At 63.5% G+C, this 2,411-nt stretch carries 1 protein-coding gene and 1 pseudogene; both read left to right on the forward strand.

Annotated features, from left to right (window positions below):
* The coding region (locus ACIP8I_RS27065) for a molybdopterin-dependent oxidoreductase (RefSeq protein ID WP_400764917.1) at nt 1-2,133 on the forward strand (2,133 nt) is incomplete at its 5' end.
* A pseudogene (locus ACIP8I_RS27070) lies at nt 2,130-2,411 on the forward strand (NADH-quinone oxidoreductase subunit H); the annotation flags it as partial. The gene ACIP8I_RS27065 and the pseudogene ACIP8I_RS27070, both read left to right, overlap by 4 nt.

Raw genomic sequence — 2,411 nt, forward strand, 5'->3', positions numbered from 1 at the left:
GGCAACCTCACGGATGTCTGCCCGACCGGTGTGTTCACCGACAAGACGCACTCCGAGCGCTACAACCGCAAGTGGGACATGCAGTTCTCGCCGAGCATCTGCCATGGCTGCTCCAGCGGTTGCAACATCTCCCCGGGCGAGCGTTACGGCGAACTGCGTCGCATCGAAAACCGTTTCAACGGTTCGGTGAACCAGTACTTCCTGTGCGACCGCGGCCGTTTCGGTTATGGCTACGTCAACCGCACCGACCGTCCACGTCAGCCGCTGCTGGCCGACGGCACCAAACTGAGCGTCGACGCTGCGCTGGATAAAGCCGCTGATCTGCTGCGCGGGCGCAACATCGTCGGTATCGGTTCGCCACGCGCCAGCCTCGAAAGCAACTACGCGCTGCGTGAACTGGTCGGCGCCGAGCACTTCTACTCCGGTATCGAAGCCTCCGAGCTGGAGCGCATCCGTCTGGTCCTGCAAGTGCTCAAAGACAGCCCGTTGCCTGTGCCGAACATGCGCGACATCGAAGACCACGACGCCGTGTTCGTCCTCGGCGAAGACCTGACCCAGACCGCCGCCCGTATGGCGCTGTCCCTGCGTCAGTCGGTCAAGGGCAAAGCTGAAGACATGGCCGAAGCCATGCGCGTTCAGCCATGGCTCGACGCCGCAGTGAAGAACATCGGTCAGCACGAACTGAACCCGCTGTTCATCGCCAGTCTGGCCGAAACCAAGCTCGACGACATCGCTGAAGAGTGCGTACACGCGGCTCCAGACGATCTGGCGCGCATCGGTTTCGCCGTTGCTCACGCACTGGACGCCAGCGCCCCTGCCGTCGAAGGTCTGGACGCGGAAGCACTGGAATTGGCCAAGCGCATCGCCGACGCCCTGATCAAAGCCAAACGTCCACTGATCATCGCCGGTACTTCGCTGGGTTCCAAAGCGTTGATCGAAGCGGCGGCGAACATCGCCAAAGCCCTGAAGCTGCGCGAGAAGAACGGTTCGATCAGCCTGATCGTGCCGGAAGCCAACAGCCTCGGCCTAGCCATGCTCGGTGGCGAATCGGTGGACGCGGCGCTGCAAGCCGTGATCGATGGCAAGGCCGACGCCATCGTCGTGCTGGAAAACGATCTGTACACCCGCACCTCGAAAGCCAAGGTCGATGCCGCACTGAGCGCTGCGAAAGTAGTGATCGTTGCCGACCACCAGAAGACCGCCACCACCGACCGCGCGCAACTGGTGCTGCCAGCGGCGAGCTTCGCTGAAGGCGACGGTACGCTGGTCAGCCAGGAAGGCCGCGCCCAGCGTTTCTTCCAGGTTTTCGATCCGCAATACATGGATGCGAGCATTCTGGTTCACGAAGGCTGGCGCTGGCTGCACGCCCTGCGCTCGACCCTGCTGAACCAGCCGATCGACTGGACGCAACTCGACCACGTCACCGCTGCCGTGGCGTCAAGCACCGAGCAACTGGCGCGCATCGTCGATGCCGCGCCGTCTGCCGCGTTCCGCATCAAGGGTCTGAAACTGGCGCGTGAGCCGCTGCGTTATTCCGGTCGCACCGCGATGCGCGCCGACATCAGCGTTCACGAACCGCGCACCCCGCAGGACAAAGACACCGCGTTCGCCTTCTCCATGGAAGGTTACTCGGGCTCGACCGAACCGCGTCAGCAAGTGCCATTCGCCTGGTCGCCGGGCTGGAACTCGCCGCAAGCCTGGAACAAGTTCCAGGACGAAGTCGGTGGTCATCTGCGCGCTGGCGATCCGGGCACTCGCCTGATCGAAAGCACCGGTGATTCGCTGAACTGGTTCGCTGCTGCTCCGCGTGCATTCAACCCGGCGCCGGGCACCTGGCAGGCCGTGCCGTTCTACCACCTGTTCGGCAGCGACGAAAACTCGTCGAAAGCCGCGCCGGTGCAGGAACGCATCCCGGCTCCGTACGTGGCTCTGGCCAAATCCGAAGCGGATCGCCTGGGCGTCAACGACGGTGCCCTGCTGAGCCTGAACGTGGCCGGCCAGACCCTGCGTCTGCCGCTGCGCATCAATGAAGAACTGGGCGCTGGTCTGGTGGCCTTGCCTGCGGGCATCGCCGGCATTCCACCGGCATTCGCCGGCGTGTCCGTCGACGGTCTGCAGGAGGCAGCGCAATGACCTGGTTCACCCCTGAAGTGATCGATGTGATCCTGACGGTCATCAAAGCCATCGTGATTCTGCTGGCCGTTGTGGTCGCAGGCGCGTTGCTCAGCTTTGTCGAACGTCGCCTGCTGGGCTGGTGGCAGGACCGTTACGGTCCGAACCGCGTTGGCCCGTTCGGCATGTTCCAGATCGCCGCCGACATGCTGAAGATGTTCTTCTAGGAAGACTGGACCCCGCCGTTTGCCGACAAGGTGATCTTCACCCTGGCACCGGTGGTGGCGATGTCCGCCCTG

The organism is Pseudomonas sp. NPDC088414, assembly GCF_044753325.1.
GTDB lineage: Bacteria > Pseudomonadota > Gammaproteobacteria > Pseudomonadales > Pseudomonadaceae > Aquipseudomonas.